Here is a 16,241-nt window from a genome sequence, read left to right as displayed (position 1 = left end):
AGCCGACCTTTCGACCAGGCAGAACTACTGGTCCAACTCCTTGACCAGGGCGTCGACCACCGCGACCAGATCGCCCTGGGTGCTCGCGGCCACTTTGCGCTGCCGCTGATACGACGCGCCGCGCTGTGGGATCTCCGCCACCAGTGCGAGTTCGTCCGCACAACCGAGCCGCTTGGCGGTCGGCTCCAACCGCTGCAGCAGATCCATCAGATCATCGGTGACCAACCGCTCATTGCTGTCGTCGTCCACGATGACGATCGCGTCGAGGCCGTAGCGCGCCGCGCGCCATTTGTTCTCCTGGACATGCCACGGCGGGATGGTCGGCAGCGTCTCGCCATTGTCGAGGCGCTGGTCGAGATCGACGATCAGGCAGTGGATGAGCGCGGCCATGGCCGCCAGCTCCGCGCGGGTCGAGATCCCATCGCAGACGCGCACCTCGATGGTGCCCCATTTCGGTGCTGGCCGGATATCCCAGTGCATGCCGCCGAGCTGTTCGAAGACCCCGGTCTTCATCTCGTCGTGCACGAAATGCTCGAACTGGGTCCAGTTTTCGAATTGGAACGGCAGACCTGCGGTGGGCAGTTGCTGGAACATCAACGTCCGGTTGCTCGCATAACCGGTGTCCGAACCCGCCCACATCGGCGAGGACGCGGACAGCGACAGCAGATGCGGATACGACAGCAGCAGCGAGTTGAGGATCGGAAAAACCTTCTCGCCGTGCGAAACTCCGACATGCACATGGACGCCCCAGATCATCATCTGGCGGCCCCACCACTGGGTGCGATCGATCAGCTCGTCGTAATGCGCTGAGCGCGTCAATTGTTGGGCCGACCACTGGGCGAACGGATGGGTGCCCGCGCAGAACAGATCGACGCCGAGCGGATCGGCGGCACGGCGCACGGTATCCATGGTGCCGCGTAGATCGTCGACCGCCTCGCCCACGGTGTTGTGCACACCGGTGACGAGCTCGACCGTATTGCGCAGTAATTCCTTGGTGACCTGCGGGGTTCCGTCGTAGGCGTGCAGGTCACCGAGCGAATCGAATACGGCCGCAGCGGTATTCGACAGATCGCGGGTCACCTTGTCGACGAGCGCGATCTCCCATTCGATACCGATGGTCGGCCGGGGCGACCCGGGGAAGGGAACCCGCGCGATTGCTGTCCCGGCCATATCGGTGACCTTGCTACTGGATTACACCGCAGGCGATGCGACCGCCAGCGTCGCCCGTCGCCAGTGTGGTGTCGTCCGGGCCGGCAACGCCGTCGGCGCGGACATAACGGTTGGGGATATTGCCGAAGTTATCGGCATCGGCGTGGATCATCAGGGCCTTGCCCTTGATGTCGTCCAGCGTCACCGCATCGGTGGTGGTGACCAGTTTGGCCGAACCGTCGGCACGGACCTCGAGCGAGGTCAGGTCGCCGCTGGCCGGATGGGCGTTGGCGCTGCCGACCTGCAGGTGGCCGCCGGCCGACAGGAAGTCACCCGCGGGTCCGCCGGTCGGCGCGACCGAGTTGGGCTCGCACTTGCCGACCTGGTGGATGTGCAGGCCGTGGAAACCGGGACGCAGGCCGTGCGCCTCGACGCTGACCTGGAGGTGGTTGCCGTCCTTGGTGATGTTCGCAACGGCGACCGAGGAACCCGCGGGGTCCTTGAGGTCGACCTTCACCCCGGTGTTGGCATTCGGGGCGCCGGTCTCGGTGCCGGATTCGCCGGCCTGCGGGGCGGACGCACCGGTCCACACCGGCGGCGTAGTTCCCTGGACGTCGCTCGACTCCTGGCTGTTCGAGCAGGCGGCAAGGCCGAAGACCGCGACAGCGAGCACCGGGGTCACAGTGCGCCAGGACGGGCGACGAGTTGTGGACGGGGCCATCGGGGGAACTCCTTTACGAGTACCGAGTTTACGAGTAAAGCTGGGTGGACACGTTCGTTACCGGACAAGATGATGCCACGCCCGCCGTGTCGCACCCGTGACCGGGCCGTGTCGCGAGCCCCCGGACTGGTCAGTTGCCCGTGACAACTACCGTCACGCCCGAACCCGACCCTCCGGAGCGCGGCTCCGCGGTCGCGCCCAGTTCATCGGCTATGGCCAGTGCGGCTTCTTTCTCGCCGGGGTTATTGCCGTAGTACACAGTCGTATTCGTGAGATTAGGGCCGGGATAGTTGCCGACTTCGGCGACCGTCCAGCCGTTGGCGGTGAGCTCGCCCGCGGTGCGCGAGGCCAGTCCGACAATGGTGCTGTTGTTCAGAACATGTACCGGGACAGCACGATTCGCCGTGGTCGTCGTCGGCGACGTCGTCGTGGTCGACGGCTTCGTGGTGGCCGGCGCCGAACTTGTCAGTGCCGCACTCGTGGTCTGCACCGGCGCGTTGGTCGTCGCGACCGCCGTGGTGGCGGCGGCCCGACTCGTTGTGCTCGAGGGATCACCCGCCCCCGAGGTATCGGAATCCGAACTCGATAAGGACATCGCGCCGAGCCCCGCGAAAACGATGGCCAGCGCGATCAACACCATCGCCAGCGCGCGCAACGGCGGCCCGCCGGAGGTGGGATTCGGGTAGCTCACGGCTGCGCCTCGCTGGCGCTCGGCTCCGCCGTGCGCCAGGGCGCGCTGTGTCTTTGGTTCACTCGCTGACGCTCGCTCACGGCTGCGCCTCGCTGGCGCTCGGCTCCGCCGTGCGCCAGGGCGCGCTGCGTCTTTGGTTCACTCGCTGACGCTCGCTCACGGCTGCGCCTCGCTGGCGCTCGGCTCCGCCGTGCGCCACGGCGCGCTGTGTTGACGGTTCACTCGCTGACGCTCGCTCACGCTAATGACCCTATCCGCAAACCGGCCCCTGTGGTCTCTGCGCAGGGTCCGCTTTTACGGTGGCGCGTCATACCTGGAAGCCGAGCCTCCGAGCGGCCCGCGCCTTCTGCCTGCTCGCTCGCAGTCGACGCAACCGCTTCACCAGCATGGGATCGGCCGCAAGCGCCTCCGGCCGATCCACTACCGCATTGAGTACCTGGTAGTACCTGGTCGGCGACATGCCGAACAGTTCACGAATGGCCTCTTCTTTAGCCCCGGCGTATTTCCACCATTGCCGTTCGAAGGCCAGGATGTCGTGTTCGCGACGACTGAGACCGGCACCGTCACCATCGACCTGCTGGGCTGCCGTGACATCTTCGCTCGCGGAAGGGCCGTCCTGGATCCCGGAAAGATTCCGAGCCGCTGCGCCGTCCATCTTGCTCCCTCGCCGAGTGACCACCAGAGGAAAATGATGCTTGTACGTCGCGGATCATTCAACCACGGGCCGCGGGATTGCCCCAGCACTGTCGCGGCGTGTTCGCTACCGGTCGGTAGCGAGTCGCGACCACCCGCGATCGCGGCGGCTGCGACCCGTGCGAGCCGATCGGCAATAATTGCCCCCATGGCAATCCTCCCCATCGTGATCGTCGGTGACCCGGTTCTGCACAATCCGACCGAGCAGGTCACTCAGACGCCGGAGGAACTGGCCGAGCTGATCGCGAATATGTACGAGACGCTCGATGCCGCCAACGGCGTCGGACTGGCCGCGAACCAGGTCGGCGTGCCGCTGCGGCTGTTCGTCTACGACTGCCCCGATGTCGGTCCCAACGGCTCGGCCGTGCGGCGCAAGGGCGCGGTGATCAATCCGGTGCTGGAGACCTCCGAGATTCCGGAGACCATGCCGGATCCCGATGACAATGACGAGGGCTGCCTGTCGGTGCCCGGCGAGCAGTTCCCCACCGGTCGCGCCGAATGGGCCCGCGTCACCGGAACCGATGAGCACGGGGAACCGGTCGAGATCGAGGGCAAGGGTTTCTTCGCCCGCATGCTGCAGCACGAGGTCGGACATCTCGACGGATTCCTCTATGTGGACGTGCTGATCGGCCGCAACGCCCGTGCGGCCAAGAAGGCGATCAAGCGCAACGGTTGGGGCACACCGGGACTCAGCTGGATTCCGGGCACCGTGCCCGACCCGTTCGGACACGATGACTGATCCTGCGGGTGATTCGCCATTGCCCGATATCCAGTTGGGTCGGCGCGTGGTGCTGCGGTACCGCTTGCCTGCGGGTTATCCACAACCACTCACAGATGTGATCGGCGAACTGGTTTCGCTGGATCCGCCTACCGTGCGGGCCGCGGACGGGCAGGTCGTCGCGGTCGCGGTGGATCGCGTGGTCGCGATGAAAGCGTTGGGGCCGAGGCCGATTCGCACCAGGGAGATTCGGGCGCTGGAGGCCGCGGCGGCCTACGGCTGGCCAGGTATCGAACAGGGTTGGATCGACGGCTGGCTGCTGCGGGCCGGAAACGGCTATACCAACCGCGCCAATTCCGCTGTGCCGCTCGGCAGCTCGGACGGTCCGGCGGCGCTGGGCGCGGATACGCTGCAGCGGATCGGCGAGTGGTACACCGCGCACGGGCTGCCGGTGCAGCTCGCGCTGCCGGATCGGCTGGCTGCGCTGCCACCGGGCTGGCGCAGTTGGCGGGAAACCCAGCTGCTGGCGATCGATATCGAGAATTTCGTACTGCCGCAGGGGCCGCGGATGGTGCGCATCGTGCCCGCACCCGATGACGCCTGGTTGTCGATGCACCGCTACAGCGGCGAAGATCCTGCGACACAGTCTGTTTCGACGCCGCCGGTGGTGCAGGTACTCAAGGCCGTGCACGACGGCGAAGTGGGTTTCGCCTCGCTCGGATTGCCGCAGCCCATCGCGATCGGCCGCGGCGCGCTCACCATCGCACCGGACGGCCGCCGCTGGATCGGCCTGACCTGCGTCGCGGTGGCGGCCGAACACCGCAGGCACGGATTGGGTTCGCTGATCTGCGCGGAGCTGATCCGCTGGGGCGCCGACCGCGGCGCCACCCACGCCTATCTCCAGGTCGAGGCCGAAAATACCGGGGCCATAGCGATGTATCACGAATTGGGCTTCCTCGAGCACCACGCCTACCGCTATGCCGTGCCGGACGGCTCTCGCTGAACCTGCGGTCCTGCGGTACAACAGACCTATAGCCCATTGCGAAGGAAGGCATCCGTGCGTCTCGCGACCTGGAACGTCAATTCGATCCGCTCCCGCCTCGACCGGGTCGCGGACTTCCTCGACCGCCAGGACATCGATGTGCTCGCGATGCAGGAAACCAAATGCCGCGACGACCAGTTCCCGTTCGAGCGCTTCGACGAACTCGGCTATGAGGTCGCCCATATCGGGTTGAACCAGTGGAACGGTGTCGCCATCGCCTCTCGCATCGGCCTCGACGATGTGGAAGCCGCATTCCCGGACCAGCCCGGTTTCGACAAGGATGCGGCCGAATCGCTGATCAGCGCCCCGATCGTAGAATCGCGCGCACTCGGTGCGAGCTGCGGCGGAGTGCGAGTGTGGAGCCTGTACGTCCCCAACGGCCGCACCCTGCACGACCCGCACTACACCTACAAACTGGAATGGCTTGCCGCCCTGCGCGCCAACGGCGCCCAGTGGCTCGCCGAGAATCCGGAGGCGCAGATCGCCCTGGTCGGCGACTGGAATATCGCCCCGACCGACGACGACGTCTGGTCCGTCGAATTCTTCGCCGACAAAACCCACACCTCCCAACCCGAACGCGACGCCTTCGACGCCATCGTCGAAACCGGCTTCGCCGACGTCATGCGTCCCTACGCCCCCGGCCCCGGCGTCTACACCTACTGGGACTACACCCAACTGCGCTTCCCCCGAAAAGAAGGCATGCGCATCGATTTCATCCTCGCCTCCCCCGCCCTCGCCGCCCGCACCAAGGACGCGATGGTCGACCGCGAGGAACGAAAAGGCAAGAGCCCCAGCGACCACGCCCCGGTGATCGCCGAATTCACCGACTGAAATCTTGGTGCCCATGGGTAGCGGCGGTAGCGAGACGGCGGTGCGGCCACGACAGCGGGCACAGCATTTGGGCCCGGAGCGGCGTCGGCCCCAAGTGCTCGACACCGCCCTGGCGATCGCCGTCGAGCACGGCATCGCGGCGGTCACCATGGCCGCGATCGCCGATCGGATGAATGTGACCCGACCGGTGGTCTACGCCTGCTTCCCGGATCGCGTCGAGTTGATCGAGGCGCTCATCCAGCGCGAGGAGAGCTTCCTGGTCGGCGGCGTGCTCGAGGTGCTGCCGCCCCGCGATGTCGACGCGGGCGAGACCGTTTTCGTGGACGGTTTCCGCGCACTGCTGGAGAAGGCGGCCGAACGACCGGATGCGTGGCGGCTGCTGTACGGCAATCCCGATCCGGCCGTTGCGGATTCGTTCGGGCGCGGGCGCAAGCTCGCCATCGAGCGCTGCACCACACTGCTGCGACCGACGCTGCGCGCGTGGGGCACCGAGGACGCCGAGCGCAAGTTGCCGGTGCTGGTCGAGCTGTGGGTGTCCGCCGGTGAGGGCGCGGTGCGCACGCTGCTTGCGGGCGAGGGCGGATGGGATCCGCAGCGCCTCGGCGCCTTTGTCGGGGCGGCCGTGTACCGCGCATTGCGTCACGCCTGACAATTGTTCAGCACTTCACCCCATCGCTAGGCGAAATGCCGCAGAAGACGGCAGAGGACCGACAAAATGTCCACCGGACCGGGCGTTCCAGCACTACGATGGAAGTAAATCCAGCGGTACAGCCGGAGGTGCGGTCATGGCGTTCTATCGGCAGGTGGGAGCGGTGCCGGCGAAGCGGCACACCCAGCATCGAGACGACCAGGGACGGCTTTATTACGAAGAGCTGATGGGCGAAGAGGGCTTCTCCGGCGATTCCTCGCTGCTGTATCACCGCGGCCTGCCGCCCGCCATTGTCGATTCGACGATATGGGAGCTGCCGGACCAGACCCTCACCCCGAATCATCCACTGCGCCATCGCCATCTGCGCCTGCACGAACTCTTCCCCGGCGATACCCCGGCCGGAGCCGATCCGGTTACCGGCCGTCGACTGCTACTCGGCAATGCGGATGTGCGGATCTCGTATGTCGTGGCCAAGGGTGCCTCACCGCTGTACCGCAATGCGATCGGCGACGAGCTGGTGTATGTGGAATCCGGTGCGGCCGTTGTCGAAACGGTCTTCGGTACCATCCCGGCCCGGCAGGGCGACCAGGTGCTGATTCCGCGCGCGACCACGCACCGCTGGCTACCGAGCGGCCCGGAACCGCTGCGCGCGTATGTGATCGAAGCATCCAGCCACATCACCCCGCCGAAGCGCTATCTCTCGAAATTCGGTCAGCTGCTCGAGCATTCGCCGTACTGCGAGCGGGATCTGCACGGGCCTGGGGAACCGCTGGTCGCCACCGGAACCGATATCGAGGTGCTGGTGAAACATCGACCCGGCGGTCAGGTGGTCGGCACGCGGATGATCTACGCGACGCACCCGTTCGATGTGGTCGGCTGGGACGGCTGCCTTTACCCGCTCACCTTCGATATCGCCGATTTCGAACCGCTCACCGGCCGGGTGCACCAGCCGCCGCCCGCCCATCAGGCATTCGAGGGAATCAATTTCGTGGTGTGCAATTTCGTACCGCGCAAGGTCGACTACCACCCGCTATCGATTCCGGTGCCGTACTACCACTCCAATGTCGACAGTGACGAGATCATGTTCTACTGCGGCGGAAACTACGAGGCGCGCAGGGGTTCCGGCATCGGGCAGGGTTCGGTATCGGTACATCCCGGCGGTTACGCGCACGGTCCGCAGCCGGGCGCGTATGAGCGCAGTATCGGCATCGACTTCTTCGATGAACTCGCGGTCATGGTCGATACTTTCCGACCGCTCGAACTCGGCGAAGGCGCGCTGGCGTGCGAGGATCCCGGATATGCGTGGACCTGGTCCGGTCGCGGACCGCAGTCCGACGCAGTCCGGCAACCGAATCAGCGCCCGCACGCGAATCAGCGCCGTGGACCAGCATGAAGACCCGCATCGAGGTGCCCGACAACACCCTCTTCGGTCCGAACAATCTTCCCTACGGCGTCTTCGCACCGCAGGGCCGCGACTTCCGAGTGGGTGTGCGACTCGGCGAGCAAGTCATCGATCTGGCTGCGGCACTGGAGGATCCGGTGTTCGCCGAGCCGAGTCTGAATGCCTTCATGGCGGCGGGGCCACGTCGGTGGCGCGAGGTGCGCGAGCGGATCCACGAGCTGATCGCTGACGAACTCCCGAGGGAGGCAGTACATCTACTGCACGATGTGCGTACCAAACTGCCAGTAGAGATCGGTGACTATGTCGATTTCTACGCCAGCATCGATCACGCGACCAACCTCGGCAGGCTGTTGCGCCCCGATGCCGAACCGCTGCTGCCCAATTGGCGGCATCTGCCGGTCGGATATCACGGGCGCGCGGGCACCGTCATCGTCTCGGGGACCGAGGTCGTGCGGCCGCACGGCCAACTCCGAACCACCTCCGGTACACCGGATTTCGGGCCTTCGCAACGTCTCGATATAGAAGCGGAGCTCGGATTCGTCGTCGGAGTCGGATCCGAACTGGGCACACCGATCGATATCGACCAGTTCGCCGAGCACGTCTTCGGTGTCGCGCTGGTGAACGATTGGTCCGCGCGCGATATCCAGGCCTGGGAGTATCAGCCGCTCGGACCGTTCCTCGGCAAGTCCTTCGCGACCTCGCTCTCGGCGTGGATAACGCCGCTGGCCGCCTTGGAAAGCGCGCGCATTCGACTGCCGAAGCAAGAACCCGAACCACTGCCCTATCTGCGCGGTAGCCAGCGGTGGGGCCTCGATATCGACCTGGCCGTGCACTGGAACGGCCAAACCGTCTCGCATCCACCGTATTCCCGGATGTACTGGTCGCCGGCGCAGATGCTGGCGCATCTCACCGCGAACGGCGCTGCCACGCGCACCGGCGACCTCTACGCATCCGGCACCATCTCCGGATCGGAACCGGACCAGCGCGGTTCGTTCATCGAATTGTCCTGGGGCGGAGCCGAACCCGTCACAGTGAACGGGCTGCACCGGACCTTCCTGGAGGACGGCGACGAGGTAGTCATCACGGCATCGGCCCGGGGTGCGAATTCGCGGCGCGTCGGCCTCGGCGAGGTCCGCGGGCGCATCTGGCATGCGCGCGAATGAGGTTCAACGCGCGGCAGTTCGAACACCCGCATCGACGACGGCGATGAACCGCTGCAGATCCTCGATGAGGGTATCGACCATATCGGGCGCGCCGCCGTCGTCATGATGGTGCAGCCAGTCCGCGACGAGCAGTTGGCTGCGCCGTTGCGCGCTGCGCTGCTCGGCATCGAGACCACGGATGCGGCGCCGCGCCGGAGTCGGATCGGGCCGCGCGGCGGATTTGCTGCCGGGTCATACCTCGACCATAGTCGGAGCAGTTTCAGAAAGACCTCTTGTTGGTAACTCGAGCGCCACCTTCGGCGCCCTCGGTTTCCCGATCGGCCCACGCGAACGCCGATGACGCAACCTCTCGGCATTAATTGTGCGAATCCACTCCTGAGCGGCGGATTCTTCGTGTACCTTCCAGAGAGAAGCCCCGGGCCACTCGTTGGTCCGGGGCTATCGCCATTTTTACGACACGACCGGCAAATACACCTGTGCCCCGTGGTCGGCGAACTCGGCAGACTTCTCCGCCATACCGGCTTGCAGCGCTTCGGTATCCGAAAGCCCCTGGCGCGCGGCGTATTCCCGCACGTCGGCGGAAATGCGCATGGAGCAGAACTTCGGTCCGCACATGGAGCAGAAGTGAGCGGTCTTGGCGGGTTCGGCGGGGAGGGTTTCGTCGTGGTACTCGCGGGCGGTATCCGGATCGAGGGAGAGGGCGAACTGGTCGCGCCAGCGGAATTCGAACCGCGCCTTGGACAGCTCGTTATCCCGGTCCTGGGCGTGCGGATGGCCTTTGGCGAGGTCAGCGGCATGCGCGGCGATCTTGTAGGTGATCACGCCGACCTTCACGTCGTCGCGGTTGGGCAGGCCGAGGTGCTCCTTGGGAGTGACATAGCAGAGCATCGCGGTGCCCGCCTGGGCGATGATGGCCGCGCCGATGGCCGAGGTGATGTGGTCGTAGGCGGGTGCGATATCGGTGGCGAGCGGGCCGAGGGTGTAGAACGGCGCCTCCTCGCACAGCTCCTCCTCCAGCCGCACGTTCTCCACGATCTTGTGCATCGGCACGTGCCCCGGGCCCTCGATCATGACCTGCACGCCATGCGATTTCGCGATCTTGGTCAGCTCACCGAGGGTGCGCAGCTCGGCGAACTGGGCCTCGTCATTGGCATCGGCGATGGAGCCGGGGCGCAGACCGTCGCCGAGGGAGAAGGTCACGTCGTAGCGCGCCAGGATCTCGCAGAGTTCGGCGAAGTTGGTGTACAGGAACGACTCCTGATGATGCGCCAGACACCATGCGGCCATGATGGATCCGCCGCGCGAGACGATGCCGGTGACCCGCTTGGCGGTCAGCGGCACATAGCGCAGCAGCACACCGGCGTGCACGGTCATATAGTCGACGCCCTGCTCGCACTGCTCGATCACGGTGTCGCGGTAGATCTCCCAGGTGAGTGCGGTCGGATCGCCGTTCACCTTCTCCAGCGCCTGATAGATCGGCACGGTGCCGACCGGGACGGGCGAGTTGCGCATGATCCATTCGCGCGTCTCGTGAATGTTCTTGCCGGTGGACAGATCCATGATGGTGTCCGCGCCCCAGCGGGTGGCCCACACCATCTTCTCCACCTCCTCCGCGATAGAGGAGGACACGGCCGAATTGCCGATATTGGCATTGATCTTCACCAGGAACTTCTTGCCGATAATGGTCGGCTCCAGCTCCGGATGCCTGTGGTTGGCCGGGATGACCGCGCGACCGGCGGCGACCTCGTCGCGCACCAGTTCCGGCGTGACGCCCTCGCGCGCGGCGATGAAGCGCATCTCGGGGGTGACGATGCCCTGCCGCGCCCAGGCCAGCTGGGTCGGCGGACCGTCGACCTCGGGCTTGGTCCAGCTATCGCGCAGCTCGGGTAGCCCGGCCTCGAGATCGATGGACGCCGTTTCATCGGTGTACGGGCCCGAGGTGTCGTAGACGTCGAAGTGCTCGCCATTGGTCAGATTGATCCGACGCACCGGAATGCGCAGGTCATCGACCTGCTGGTAGTGCTTGACGCTGCCTTCGATCGGACCGGTGGTCACGGAATCTACAGGTGTACCCATGAATATCCTCCCTACGCCGGCATTACCCGGTCAGGTTCATACGGTCGACGGCCCTGAACGCCCGAATTGGGCTAGCCGTCCTCTCAGCCCGCTGGTGCGAGCCCCCGTTGGTGTGTGAAATTTTCCCGCCCGACGATACCTTTCCACGTCCGCGCCCCGCCGGGCGATCGGAGGAACATACAGCGAAGCGCCCGAGGCCCGACCGGGCGCCGGTACATTCCTCAGGGTGAAATTCATCCTGGAGGTAGATCTGGATGTCCTGCCCGAAGGCGTGGCGGCGCCGGCCGATCTCGCCGATGAGCTCGGTCGGATCCTGCGCTATTGGGGCGGCAATATGAAGCACTACCAGATCACCGAGGGTGACAGCTCCGCGATCTACAACTCCGGATACCGCGAGGTCGGCTCCTGGCAGATCAGCTGATCTTGCCCTCGTAGGCGTCCCGCATGCCTTGCAGGTCGATCTTCTGCATACCGAGCATCGCCTGCATGGCGCGGTTCGCGGCCGCGCGGTTGGTACTCGTCAACAGGGTGTCGGCTTCGACGGGCCAGACCTGCCACGGAATACCGTATTTATCGTTGAGCCAACCACATTCGATCGGCTGGCCGCCGTCGGCGAGCAGTGCCGTCCAGAGTCGGTCCACCTCGTCCTGGCTGTCGCAATTCACCAGCAGCGACATGGCGTGGGTGTAGTGGTAATCGCCGCCGCCGTTGATGGCGGTGAACTTCTGTCCGTTGAGTTCGAAATCGACGAGCATCGTCAGCCCGGCTTCGCGCGGACCCACCTCGGAGTAGGGCACGACATTGGTGATCTTCGAATCCTCGAACAACGAACAGTAGAACTCGGCGGCCTCCTCGGCCTGGGTGTCGTACCAGAGGTTCGTGACGATTTTCTGCATGGTGGTCCTCCCGATCGGTGTGCCTGTATTAGTGCCGACGGTGCTGGCGGACGGAATTCATCGCCCGTCAGTAGGACTGGAGCTCGATCAGGGTACCCGCTGGGTCGCGCAAGTGGGCTGTGCGCAGGTTCGGACCCCAGTTCGGTCGCGGCGGCTGCCAGGGTCGCACCGTTGCGCAGGCAGAGGTCGAGGCCCGTGTCGACGTCGGGCACTCGGCAGACGAACATCACGCATCTTGCGCGGGTGCGGCGGTGACGGGCAGATCGGTGGTGCCGACGACTTCGGACATCGCGCCGCGATCGAAGAGCACGAGTACCGCTTGGTCGTCGACATCCCAGTTCGCATAGGGGCCCGCCGCGGTGCCTTTGATCAGCTCGCGGACTGACCCCTCGTCGGTCCGCGCCGGAGATCGTCAGTCCGACTCGGCTTCCGGGCGCAAAAGCACATTCAGTTCGATCGCGATATACCGCCCGATCATCAACTCCGGTGCCCGGATACCGATTTCCCGTCGGTCCAGCACGGCATGGGCGAGCAGCCGGACGGTGTCATTGGGACCGAGGACGAATCTGGTTACGGTGCAGATGAGTTCGAGCGGTCGTCCGCGCACCCGCGCCGTCCCGGCGACTCGCCATTCACCAGCCAGATCCGCGATGCGATCGGCGGTGAAGGTCATCAGCGGATATCGGTCCAGATCGAGCAGGCGGCGCGCACGCAGATCCCGGTCGCGCCGGGCATGCGCGGTGTCGATCGCACCCAGATCGACCGTGCCGGTGACGGTTTCGGGCGTCCCGACGGGCCCGGTAGTCAACCGACCGTCCCGGATCGGCGCCCGGCCGTAGACGGTGCGGCCGAAGTTGGCGACGGTGAATTCGGCGCGGCTGTGCGCCGGGGCGACCACCCAGTGTCGTTGGCCACGTCGCAGCTGTGGCTCGACGAGCAGTGTCCACGTCATGGCTAGCCCCGATCCGCGTAGATGTCGGCGGAGCCGCGATGGGCGATCACCGGATAGGTCTCCACCCGGTCGGGGCCGGGCAGCAGTGCCATATCCTCGCCAGGCAGCAGTTCGGTGGCGAGGATCGCGCGCTGTGCGTCGAGCAGCACATCCTCGGATTCGGCGAACACCACGATCATCCCGGACCCGTCGTGGCGGCGCAGCTCGTAGGTGGTGAGCAGTCCGGGGACACCGGCGAGCGCCGGTTCGATGCGGTGCCGGTACGCGAAGTCCGCCGCGACCAATTTGTCGGTGCCGCGTGGTCCATCGAAATAGACGAGTTGTGCATACATCGGAAATGCTCCTGATCCGCGGAAATGATGTAATCAGCTTCGGTGCGACGGCAGCAGTGCGAATCAGTGTCACCACGTATGCGCGGTACTGAACCTCGCGCGCGGCCCGCCGAGCGCGTGGATACTGCTGCCTATGCAGGACCCGCTGATCGGTCGTCATCGCGAGCTCGCCCGCCTGCGGGCCGCTGTGCTCGCGGCCGCCGCGGGACCGGGGCGGTTGGTCCTGATCGACGGACCGGCCGGAATCGGCAAGACCCGACTGGCCGAGCACACCGCGGCGCTGGCCGCCGAGTGCGGGCTGCGCGTCGGCCGTGGCTTCGCTGTCGACGATGCAGGGATGCCGCCGCTGTGGCCGTGGCATCGGCTCAGCCGCGACCTTCCGGAGTTGGCCGAAGCACTGGCGGGTGGCGACGCCTTGCGGTGGGAGGATTCGGCCTCGCAACGGTTTCGGATGTTCACCGTCTTCGCCGACGCGCTCGAAGCGGCGGCGGCCCCGGCCGGACTCGCGGTGGTGCTGGAGGATCTGCACTGGGCCGACCGGACCTCACTACTGCTGCTGCGGCACATCGCCGCCGAACTCCCGCACCAGCGGTTGCTCCTGGTCGCCACCGCACGCGACACCGCCGACGGGCCCTATCTCGAACAATTACCGGACCTGGTACGGATGCCGCACACCCAGACGATGCCGCTGACCGGGCTATCGGTCGAGGAGGTCAGGTACTGGTTGCGCCACGCCGCGCCCACCCTGGATACCGCGGCCGCCGACCGACTACACGAACGCACCGGCGGCAACCCGCTCTACGTTCGACTCGTCGTCGAATCGTCCGGTGAGTCCGATCCGGATCCATTGTCCCGTCCGGGTTTTCGACGGCTGGCATTGGCGCAGGTGGATCGACTCGACACGGTGACCCGGACGGTGCTGCGGGCCGCGAGCGTGCTCGGCGAGCGGATCGAACCGGAATTACTCGAACAGCTCACGGGCGCCGATGTCGAAACGGCGCTCGATACGGCAGTGACCGCCGGTGTGGTCCGGCGCCCCGACAACGGCGCAGTCGCATTCGTGCACGCGCTGATCCGCGATGCGATCTACGCCGAATTGTCGCCCTCGGAGCGAATGTCATTGCACCGCGGCGCCGCCGAGTTGCTCGCCACCCGCGCCGACGGCGATCCTTCGGCGGCCGGACCGATCGCGACCCACCTGCGCAGGGCGAGCGGCCACGGCACCGACGCCGACTGCGCACACTGGGCTCGCATTGCCGCCGAATCCGCCCGCGCGAGGACCGCCTACGACGCGGCGATCCGCTTCCACGAATGGACGATCGAGGCGATCGGACCGAGCGCACCCGGCCCGCTGCGGGCGGAGTTGTTGATCGAACTCGCGCGCAGCGAATTCGAGGCCGGTCGCATCGACGACAGCATCGACCATTGCGCACGGGCCGGGGCGATCGCCGAGCAGGCAACCCGCCCCGACCTCGTGGCGGCGGCCGCGCTGGTGGTGCACGGTATCGGTACCCCGAGAGTAATCGCCACAGTGGATCAACTGTGCCGCAGCGCATTACGCGGCTTATCGGCCGACACCGACGGCGCGTCGATCGCCCGTCTCACCGCGCATCGTGCCATGGCGGCCGCGCAGATCGGCGAATGCGACCGCGCCAGAGAGCTTTCCGCGACGGCCATGGCGACCGCCGAACGCAGCAGCGACCCCGACACGCTGCTCGATGCCATCCACGCCCGCCACCTCGCCCTTTCGGCGCCGCAGTTCCTCGCCGAGCGGATGGACCTCGTCGAACGCGCTATCGAAATCGGCGACCGGGCGCGTCAGCCGCTGGCCCGGCTGTGGGGCTATCTATGGCAGGCGTCGGCCGCATTCCAACTCGGCGAGCTCGGCCTGGTCGACCGAGCGATCATAGAGCTGGAGCAGGTCGCCGAGCGGGGACGCTTGCCGATCGCCCGCTGGCATCTGCATCGACTCGATGCAACCCGCGCAGCACTGACCGGAGACTTTGCCACGGCCGACGAAAGCAATAACGCCGCATTCGAACTCGCCACCAGGATGGGCGACGAGTCGCTGCTCGGTTTGCACCACGCATTCCGCGGGCTGATGAACATGGTGCAGGGATATGTGTCCGAAACCGAAGCCGCCGAGCGATCGGCGGCGATGCGCCACGCGCCGCAGATACCGTTGATCCGGATCTTCCTCCCGATGACACGCGCCCTGGCCGGCGATCTGGACGAGGCACGCGCGCTGTTCCAGGAGTTCCGGGAATTGCCAGGCACCTTCCAGATCGGTCCGCATTGGCTCGGGCTGCTCTACAACCTCGGTTTCACCGCGGTGCTGTTACGCGACAGGGAAACCGCCGAACGCACCTACCAGGCGTTCGGACCCGACGACGGCTACTACCTCGCCGACGGCGGCGCTGTGCTGTGCTCCGGTTCGATCGCCCGCCCGATCGCGGACCTCGCGCTCACCGCCGGACGGGTCGACGCCGCGATCGAGCACTATCAGCGTGCGATCGCGATGGACAGCCGGATCGGCGCGCGCCCTTTTCTGGCGCTGAGCCGCCTCGGGCTGGCCGACGCGCTACGCACCCGGGGCACGCCCCGGGATCTGCGCGCCGCTCGGTCGGCTATAACCGAAGCGGCACAGGAATTTCGGCGACTCGATATGACGCACCGGCTGCGGGCCGCCGATGCGCTGCTCGCCGAGATCGACCGGGCGGGCCGCAACGCGAACCCGCTGACCGCCCGCGAAACCGAGGTCGCGGACCTGGTCGCGGATGGCCTGGCCAACCGCGAAATCGCCACTCGGCTCGTACTTTCCGAGCGCACGGTGGAGACGCATGTCCGTAGCATCCTGGCCAAGTTGGGATTTCAGAATCGAACCGAGGTCGCGGCGTGGCGCCTGCGCTCCTGAGCAGGCGCCGTA

Annotated in this window: 16 protein-coding genes and 1 riboswitch; of the genes, 8 read left to right on the top strand and 8 right to left on the bottom strand. The window is 66.2% G+C overall.

The window, feature by feature from the left end; genetic code table 11:
* Window positions 1-24: 24 nt before the first annotated feature.
* From ACQPYR_RS03725 to ACQPYR_RS03710, 4 genes are all read right to left on the bottom strand, one after another.
* Complete coding sequence (locus tag ACQPYR_RS03725; RefSeq protein WP_433627627.1) at window positions 25-1,170, bottom strand: glutamate--cysteine ligase; 1,146 nt, start codon at window positions 1,168-1,170, stop codon at window positions 25-27.
* A gap of 13 nt (window positions 1,171-1,183) precedes the next feature.
* Window positions 1,184-1,870: a superoxide dismutase[Cu-Zn] gene (sodC, locus tag ACQPYR_RS03720; RefSeq protein ID WP_433627624.1), complete on the bottom strand. Its 687-nt coding sequence runs from the start codon at window positions 1,868-1,870 to the stop codon at window positions 1,184-1,186.
* Window positions 1,871-2,000: 130 nt separating this feature from the next.
* A complete protein-coding gene (locus ACQPYR_RS03715) occupies window positions 2,001-2,561 on the bottom strand; it encodes a LytR C-terminal domain-containing protein (protein WP_433627621.1) in 561 nt (186 codons plus the stop codon).
* 307 nt (window positions 2,562-2,868) lie between these two features.
* Window positions 2,869-3,216, bottom strand: a complete 348-nt coding sequence (locus tag ACQPYR_RS03710; RefSeq protein WP_433627618.1) for a DUF3263 domain-containing protein — start codon at window positions 3,214-3,216, stop codon at window positions 2,869-2,871.
* 186 nt (window positions 3,217-3,402) lie between these two features.
* On the opposite strand from ACQPYR_RS03710, the gene ACQPYR_RS03705 reads away from it, so the two are divergent.
* The 6 genes from ACQPYR_RS03705 (at window position 3,403) to fahA (ending at window position 9,059) form a co-directional block, all read left to right on the top strand.
* Complete coding sequence (locus ACQPYR_RS03705; protein ID WP_433627615.1) at window positions 3,403-3,993, top strand: peptide deformylase; 591 nt, start codon at window positions 3,403-3,405, stop codon at window positions 3,991-3,993.
* Window positions 3,986-4,975, top strand: coding sequence for an N-acetylglutamate synthase, CG3035 family (locus ACQPYR_RS03700; protein ID WP_433627612.1), 990 nt, complete (start codon window positions 3,986-3,988; stop codon window positions 4,973-4,975). The genes ACQPYR_RS03705 and ACQPYR_RS03700 overlap by 8 nt, the downstream gene beginning before the upstream one ends.
* A 54-nt stretch (window positions 4,976-5,029) precedes the next feature.
* Window positions 5,030-5,845, top strand: a complete 816-nt coding sequence (locus tag ACQPYR_RS03695) for an exodeoxyribonuclease III (RefSeq protein WP_433627609.1) — start codon at window positions 5,030-5,032, stop codon at window positions 5,843-5,845.
* 13 nt (window positions 5,846-5,858) lie between these two features.
* Window positions 5,859-6,494: a TetR/AcrR family transcriptional regulator gene (locus tag ACQPYR_RS03690; RefSeq protein ID WP_433627607.1), complete on the top strand. Its 636-nt coding sequence runs from the start codon at window positions 5,859-5,861 to the stop codon at window positions 6,492-6,494.
* Window positions 6,495-6,630: 136 nt separating this feature from the next.
* Window positions 6,631-7,887 carry a homogentisate 1,2-dioxygenase gene (locus ACQPYR_RS03685; protein ID WP_433627604.1) on the top strand — a complete coding sequence of 419 codons (1,257 nt, stop codon included), beginning with the start codon at window positions 6,631-6,633 and terminating at the stop codon, window positions 7,885-7,887.
* On the top strand, window positions 7,884-9,059 hold the full coding sequence (gene fahA, locus ACQPYR_RS03680; RefSeq protein WP_433627602.1) for a fumarylacetoacetase: 1,176 nt from the start codon (window positions 7,884-7,886) through the stop codon (window positions 9,057-9,059). The genes ACQPYR_RS03685 and fahA overlap by 4 nt, the downstream gene beginning before the upstream one ends.
* Before the next feature lie 450 nt (window positions 9,060-9,509).
* On the opposite strand, the gene thiC is transcribed toward fahA, so the two are convergent.
* On the bottom strand, window positions 9,510-11,135 hold the full coding sequence (gene thiC / locus ACQPYR_RS03675; protein WP_433627599.1) for a phosphomethylpyrimidine synthase ThiC: 1,626 nt from the start codon (window positions 11,133-11,135) through the stop codon (window positions 9,510-9,512).
* Window positions 11,127-11,253, bottom strand: a riboswitch (TPP riboswitch). Its footprint overlaps the gene before it by 9 nt.
* Before the next feature lie 108 nt (window positions 11,254-11,361).
* Between thiC and ACQPYR_RS03670 the strand changes: the two genes are divergently transcribed.
* A complete protein-coding gene (locus tag ACQPYR_RS03670; protein WP_364353751.1) occupies window positions 11,362-11,556 on the top strand; it encodes a hypothetical protein in 195 nt (64 codons plus the stop codon).
* Here the strand turns inward: ACQPYR_RS03670 and ACQPYR_RS03665 are convergent.
* From ACQPYR_RS03665 to ACQPYR_RS03655, 3 genes are all read right to left on the bottom strand, one after another.
* Window positions 11,549-12,031, bottom strand: coding sequence for a VOC family protein (locus ACQPYR_RS03665; protein ID WP_433627597.1), 483 nt, complete (start codon window positions 12,029-12,031; stop codon window positions 11,549-11,551). The genes ACQPYR_RS03670 and ACQPYR_RS03665 overlap by 8 nt on opposite strands.
* A 412-nt stretch (window positions 12,032-12,443) precedes the next feature.
* Entirely contained in the window at window positions 12,444-12,983 is a 540-nt protein-coding gene (locus ACQPYR_RS03660; RefSeq protein ID WP_433627594.1) for a YceI family protein, read from the bottom strand.
* A gap of 2 nt (window positions 12,984-12,985) precedes the next feature.
* Window positions 12,986-13,315, bottom strand: a complete 330-nt coding sequence (locus ACQPYR_RS03655; protein ID WP_433627592.1) for a hypothetical protein — start codon at window positions 13,313-13,315, stop codon at window positions 12,986-12,988.
* 133 nt (window positions 13,316-13,448) lie between these two features.
* On the opposite strand from ACQPYR_RS03655, the gene ACQPYR_RS03650 reads away from it, so the two are divergent.
* Window positions 13,449-16,229 (top strand): ATP-binding protein, encoded by a 2,781-nt coding sequence (locus ACQPYR_RS03650; protein WP_433627590.1) that lies wholly within the window; start codon window positions 13,449-13,451, stop codon window positions 16,227-16,229.
* Window positions 16,230-16,241: the final 12 nt, after the last annotated feature.

It is taken from the genome of Nocardia sp. CA-120079 (genome assembly GCF_050955745.1).
Classification (GTDB): Bacteria; Actinomycetota; Actinomycetes; order Mycobacteriales; family Mycobacteriaceae; genus Nocardia.
Note: the sequence above shows the minus strand (reverse complement) of the source record. Positions and strands in the feature narration are given on the sequence as shown.